The 7205-nt window shown below is 74.1% G+C and carries 1 protein-coding gene; it reads right to left on the reverse strand.

Annotated features, from left to right (window positions below; all coding sequences use genetic code 11):
- Positions 1–7200, reverse strand: a 7200-nt coding sequence (locus tag AQI88_RS48285; RefSeq protein WP_244184603.1) for a type I polyketide synthase, incomplete at its 3' end; no start/stop codon positions are given.
- Positions 7201–7205 lie beyond the last annotated feature (5 nt).

Below are 7205 nucleotides of genomic sequence, written 5' to 3' on the forward strand. Positions count from 1 at the left end.
CCCCAGCACGGCATCCGGCAGCACACCCACCGAAGACCAGACAGCAGCAAGACCCACCATCACCGCGAAGCTGGCGGGCTGCACCACATCCACCCGCTCCAACAGCTCCGGGGTGGCATCCCCGCGCAGCACGTCAACAAGGGACCAGTCGATCCACGGCTCAAGAGCAGCCGCACACTCCGCGATCCGCTCGGCGAACACCGGCGACGACTCCAGCAACTCCCGGCCCATACCGGCCCATTGCGAGCCCTGGCCCGGGAACACCCACACCACCTTGCCCGGCGCCACGGAGCCCACACTGCCGGACACCACGCCGGACGCACTCTCCCCGCGCCCCAGCGCACCCAGCCCGGCAAGCGCCTCTTCGTCCGAGCCGGCCACGACCACCGCGCGCTCGCTCAGCAGCGCCCGGCCGGCGACCAGGGCCCCGGCGACACCCGACAGCGACACCTGACCGGCGTCCTCGATGAACGACGCAAGCCGACCGGCCTGACCCGACAGGGAGCCCTCGCTACGCGCCGACACCACCAGCGGCACCACACCCGCGGGTGCCGGCGGCTGCTGCGCCGCCTCCTCGGGCGCCTCCTCCAGGATCAGGTGCGCGTTCGTCCCGCTGATACCGAACGAGGACACGCCCGCCCGGCGCGGACGACCGTCGCGCGGCCACTCTCGCGCCTCGGTCAGCAGCTCGATGGCGCCGTCCGTCCAGTCCACCTTCGTCGTGCGCTGCTGCGCGTGCAGCGTCGGGGGCATGACGCCGTGCCGCAGCGCCTGCACCATCTTGATCACACCGGCCACACCCGCGGCGGCCTGGGTGTGCCCGAGGTTCGACTTCAACGAGCCCAGCCACAGCGGCTGTTGCGGGTCCCGGCCCCGGCCGTATGTCGCGAGCAGCGCCTGCGCCTCGATCGGGTCGCCGAGGACCGTACCCGTGCCATGGCCCTCCACGACGTCCACGTCCGTCGGCGCGAGCCCCGCGTTGGACAGGGCCTTGCGGATGACCCGCTGCTGCGAGGGGCCGTTCGGGGCCGTCAGGCCGTTGGACGCGCCGTCCTGGTTCACCGCGCTGCCGCGCAGCACCGCCAGGATCTTGTGGCCGCGTTCCCGGGCCACCGACAGGCGCTCCAGGACGACCAGGGCCACGCCCTCGGAGAGCACGGTGCCGTCGGCGTCGTCCGCGTACGCCTTGCAGTGGCCGTCGGCGGCCAGGCCACGCTGGCGCGACATGCCGAGCACGCCGATCGGCGATCCCATCACGGCGACGCCGCCGGCGAGCGCCATGGAGCACTCGCCCTGCCGCAGCGCCTGCGCGGCCAGGTGCATGGCCACCAGCGACGACGAGCACGCGGTGTCCACCGTGACGGCCGGGCCCTCGAAGCCGAAGACGTACGACACCCGGCCCGAGGCCACGCTTCCCGCGGTGGCGGTCGTGGCGAAGCCTTCGAGTTCCGCGGGCATGCTGGTCAGGGACTCGACGTAGTCGTGGATGGAGACACCGGAGAACACGCCGATGTTGTCGCCCCGGGCCGCGGTCGGGTCGATGCCCGCCCGCTCCAGGGCCTCCCAGGTGGCTTCGAGGAGGAGCCGCTGCTGCGGGTCCATCGCCAGCGCCTCACGCGGCGAGATCCCGAAGAAGCCCGCGTCGAAGAGGCCGGCGCCCTCCAGGAAGCCGCCCTTGGCGGAGTACGACGTGCCCGCGTGGTCCGGGTCGTCGTCGAACAGGCTCTCCAGGTCCCAGCCGCGGTCGTCCGGGAAGGTGGACACGCCCTCGCGGCCCTCCTGCACCAGGCGCCACAGGGACTCGGGGCTCGTCACCCCGCCGGGCAGCCGGCACGACATCCCCACGATCGCGATCGGCTCGTCGGGGTCCGCGCCCGCGGTGGCGGTCGCGGCGGGTGTGTCGGCCGCTGCGGTGTCCCCGAGCTCCTCGCGCAGATAGCGGGCGAGGGCCTGCGGGGTCGGGTAGTCGAAGATCAGCGTGGCGGGGAGCTTCACTCCGGTCGCCCCGCTCAGCCGGTTGCGCAGTTCGACGGCGGTCAGGGAGTCGAAGCCGAGGTCGCTGAACCCCTTGGTGCCCTGCGTCAGTTCGGGGCTGGTGAAGCCGAGTACGGCGCCCGCCTCGGACTGGACGACGGACAGCAGGACGCTCTCCTGCTCGTCCGGGGACAGCCCGGCGAGCCGGCGGACCAGCCCGCTGCTGTCCCCGGCGGCCGCCCGCGCGGTGCGCCGGCCGGCGCGTACCAGGCCGCGCAGCAGATGCGGGACTCCCCCGTCGGCCGTGGCCTGGCCGCGCAGCGTCTTCAGGTCCAGCTTGATCGGCACGAGGAGTGCCTGGCCCATGTGCAGGCCGGTGTCGAAGATGCGCAGGCCCTCGGCCGGTGTCAGCGCGAGGACACCGCCGCGGCTCATGCGGGCCTGGTCGACGGCGCTGAGGTGCGCGGTCAGGCCGTCGCTCTGCTCCCACAGGCCCCAGGCCAGAGAGAGGCCGGGCAGGCCCGCCGCGCGGCGCTTGGCCATCAGTGCGTCGAGGAAGGCGTTCGCGGCCGCGTAGTTGCCCTGGCCCGCCGATCCCATGAGGGCGGCGGCGGACGAGAACACGACGAACGCGTCGAGGCCGAGGTTGCGGGTCAGCTCGTCGAGGTGGCGCACCGCGTCCACCTTGGGCGCGAACACTGCGGCGAGGCGCTCCGGGGTGAGCGTCGCGATCACGGCGTCGTCCAGTACACCGGCCAGGTGCACCACGCCGGTCAGTGGGTGCTCGTCCGGTACGGAGGCCAGCAGTGCCTCGACGTCATGGCGCTCGGAGACGTCACAGGCCACCACGGAGACCGCCGCGCCCTGCTCGGTGAGTTCGGCGACCAGTTCCCGTACGCCCTCTGCCTCCTGGCCCCGGCGGCCGGCGAGCAGGAGGTTTCGTACGCCGTAGCGGGTGACGAGGTGCCGGGCCACGAGGCCGCCGAGGGAGCCGGTGCCGCCCGTGAGCAGGACCGTGCCCTCGGGCCCGAACACCCCGGGGGCGTCCGGGACCTGTCCGGTGACGCGGGCGAGCCGGGGCGCCGACAGGGCCGTGCCGCGCACCGCGACCTGCGGCTCGTCGCCGGTGAGGACCGCGCCGAGGACGGCGCCCGGTCCGTCGGTGTCAGTGTCGGTGTCGAGGAGGACGATCCGGTCCGGGTTCTCGGCCTGCGCGGCGCGCACCAGACCCCACACCGCCGCTCCGGCCGGGTCGCTCACCACGCCGTCACCGGCGGGCACCGCGCCCCGGGTCGCCACCACGAGGCGGGACTGCTCGAGGCCGTCCGCGGCCAGCCACGCCTGCAGCACGCCCAACACCCGTGTGGACAGGGCGAGTACGGCGTCCTCGCCGTCGCCGCCGACGGCCTGGAGGACCGCCACCGTCGGTGCTCCGGCGGTGCCGGCCAGGGCTGTCACGTCCTCGGCCGTGGCCACCGGCGCCCACGCCGGCGCGGGCACGGCGCCCTGGGCCGAGGGCAGTTCGGCCCACTCCACGCCGAACAGCGAGTCGCGGCTCTCGTCCGCCGCCGCGGCGTCGAGCTGGTCGGCGGAGACCGGCAGGGACACCAGCGAGTCCATGGTCACGACCAGGCCGCCGGTCTCGTCGGCGGCCTGGAACGACAGCGCGTCCGGGCCGCACGGCGCGACCCGCACGCGCAGCGCCGAGGCACCGGCGGCGTGCAGCACGAGGCCGTTCCAGGCGAACGGCAGCACCTTGCGGTCGTCGTCCGGGTCGGCGAGGGCGTTCGTGTGGAGGGCGGCGTCGAGGAGCGCCGGGTGGATGCCGAACCTGCCCGCTTCCTCGCGCTGTTCCTCGGGCAGGGCGACCTCGGCGAAGACCTCCTCGCCGCGCCGCCACACCGCCCGCATGCCCTGGAACGCGGGCCCGTAGGCGTAACCGCGCTCGACCAGGTCGCCGTAGAAGTTCTCGACGTCGACCGGCTGCGCACCCGGCGGGGGCCATGCGGCGAAGTCGACGTCGGCCTGCGGGGCCTTCGGCTCGGCCGACAGGAGTCCGGTGGCGTGCCGCGTCCACTCGCCGGTACCGCCCTCGCCGGCGTCGTCCTCGCGCAGGGAGTACACGTCCACGGTGCGCGAGCCGGTCGCGCCCGCTCCGCTCACCGCGACCTGGACGCGCACCCCGCCGCGCTCGGGCAGCACCAGCGGTGCCTCGATCACGAGCTCTTCCAGGACGCCGTAGCCGAACTCGTCACCGGCGCGGACGGCGAGGTCGACGTACGCCGTGCCGGGGACGATGACGACTCCGCCGATCGCGTGCCCGGCGAGCCAGGGGTGCGACTGGAGCGAGAGGCGCGAGGTGAAGACGAGGCCGTCGGACTGCGGCAGCTGCACCACCGCGCCGAGCAGCGGGTGATCGGTCGCGGCCAGTCCCAGCGACGCGGAGTCGGTGGCCGAGCCGCCCATCCGGAGCCAGTAGTGCTGCTGGTCGAAGGCGTACGTCGGGAGGTCCACGCGGGCCGACGCGGCCGCGGCGGGCAGCACCTTGGCCCACTCCACGGGCACGCCGCGCACGAACAGCTCCGCCATCGAGGCGAACAGGCGGCGCAGACCGCCTTCCTGGCGCCGCAGCGAACCGGTCACCACCGCATCCACGTCGCCCTCGGCGCCGTACACGATCTCGGTGATCGGCTGGACCAGCACCGGGTGGGCGCTGACCTCCACGAAGGCGTCGTGCCCCTCGCGGATCAGCTCGGCCACGGCCGGGCCGAACTTCACCTGGCCGCGCAGGTTGCGGTACCAGTAGCCGCCGTCCAGGACCCCGGCCTCCTCCACCCAGCCGCCGGTGACGGTCGAGTGGAAGGGGATGGCCGGCGCCTGGGCACTGATCCCGGCCAGCGCGTCGGCGAGGGCGTCGCGGATCTGCTCCACGTGCCGGGAGTGCGAGGCGTAGTCCACGGCGATCCGCCGCACCCGTACGCCCTGGTCCTCCAGGGTGTCCAGCGCCTCGTCCAGCGCCCGCGCGTCACCGGCGATCACCACGGAGGACGGGCCGTTGACCGCGGCCACCTCGACCCGGTCCGCCCAGCGCTCAAGACGCGCGACCGCCTCTTCCTCGCTCAGCGCGACCGAGGCCATGCCACCGCGTCCGGCCAGTTGCTCGCCGATGGCCTGGCTGCGCAGCGCCACCACCTTCGCCGCGTCCTCCAGCGACAGCGCACCGGACACACACGCGGCCGCGATCTCGCCCTGCGAGTGACCGACCACCGCGTCGGGCTCGACTCCCACGGACGCCCAGACGGCGGCCAGGCCGACCATCACCGCGAAGCTGGCGGGCTGCACCACATCGACCCGCTCCAGCAGCTCCGGGGCAGCCTCGCCCCGCAGCACGTCGACCAGCGACCAGTCCACCCACCGCTCAAGAGCAGCCGCGCACTCCACGATCCGCTCGGCGAAGACCGGCGACGACTCCAGCAACTCCCGGCCCATACCGGCCCATTGCGAGCCCTGACCGGGGAACACCCACACGACCTTGCCCGGCGTCCCCGAACCGGAGACGACACCGGCCGCGCTCTCGCCCTGTGCAAGCGCGCGCAGCCCGGCCACTGCCTCCTCGTCCGAGGAGGCCACGACCACCGCACGCTCGCCCAGCACCGCACGGCCCGTCACCAGGGCGCCCGCGACGTCCGTCAGCGACGTGCCTGCGGCGCCTTCGACGAAGTCCGCGAGCCGCTCGGCCTGAGTCGCCAGGGAAGCGGCGGTGCCCGCCGAGACCACCAGCGGCACCGCGCCGGCGGGCGCGGCCTGCTCCGCGGCGGGCTGCTGCTCCTCCTGCGGCGCCTCCTCCAGGATCAGGTGCGCGTTCGTTCCGCTCGCGCCGAACGAGGAGACACCTGCCCGGCGCGGACGGCCCTCGCGCGGCCACTCCCTGGCCTCGGTCAGCAGCTCCACCGCACCCGCCGACCAGTCCACCTGAGGGGTCGGCGCGTCCACGTGCAAGGTCGCCGGAAGCACCCCGTGGCGCAGCGCCTGCACCGTCTTGATCACACCGGCCACACCGGACGCCGCCTGCGTGTGCCCGATGACGGACTTGACCGAGCCGAGCCACAGCGGCTTCTGCGGGTCCCGGCCACGCCCGTACGTCGCCAGCAGCGCCTGCGCCTCGATCGGGTCGCCGAGGACCGTGCCCGTGCCGTGGCCCTCCACCGCGTCCACGTCCGCCGGGGAGAGCCCGGCGCCGGCCAGGGCCTTGCGGATCACGCCCTGCTGCGCGGGGCCGTTCGGTGCGGTCAGGCCGTTGGACGCGCCGTCCTGGTTGACGGCGCTGCCGCGGATCACCGCGAGGATCCGGTGGCCGCGCTCCTTGGCCACCGACAGCCGCTCCAGGAGCAGGACGCCCACGCCCTCGGCCCAGCTGGAGCCGTCGGCCCCGGCGGCGTACGACTTGATGCGCCCGTCGAAGGCGAGGGCCCGCTGGCGTGCGAAGCCGACGAACCCGCCCGGCGTCGCCATCACCGTGGAGCCGCCCACGAGCGCCATCGAGCACTCGCCGCGGCGCAGTGCCTGCGCGGCGAGATGCGTCGCCACCAGCGAGGAGGAGCACATGGTGTCGACGGTGACCGCGGGGCCCTCGAGTCCGAGGGTGTAGGCGACGCGTCCGGAGGCGACGCCGCCCGCGGTGCCGAGGGCGCGTTCCAGGCTGAGGAAGTCCTCGTGGCCGCTCAGGTCGGGGGCGTAGTCCTGGTGCACCATGCCGGCGAACACGCCGATGTCGCTGCCCCGCACCGAGTGCGGGTCGATGCCGGCGCGTTCGAGGGCCTCCCAGGACACTTCGAGCAGCTGCCGCTGCTGCGGGTCCATGGCCAGGGCCTCGCGCGGCGAGATGCCGAAGAACCCGGCGTCGAACCGGCCCGCGTCGTGCAGGAAGGCGCCCTCGCTCACATAGGTCGTACCGGGGTTGTCGGGGTCCGGGTGGTAGAGGCCCTCAAGGTCCCAGCCCCGGTCCTCGGGGAAGGAGGTGTAGACGTCGGTGCCCTCGGACACCACCCGCCACAGGTCCTCGGGGCTGCGGATCCCGCCGGCGTACCGGCAGGCCATGGAGACGATCGCGATGGGCTCCATGGCCGCGGCAGCGAGTTCGCTGTTCTCCTGCTGGAGCCGGGCGTTCTCCTTCAGCGAGGCCCGCAGTGCCTCAACAACCTGCTCGTCCGGCGCGGCCATACCCATCCTCC

The organism is Streptomyces cellostaticus (assembly GCF_001513965.1).
In the GTDB taxonomy this organism is placed as follows: domain Bacteria; phylum Actinomycetota; class Actinomycetes; order Streptomycetales; family Streptomycetaceae; genus Streptomyces; species Streptomyces cellostaticus.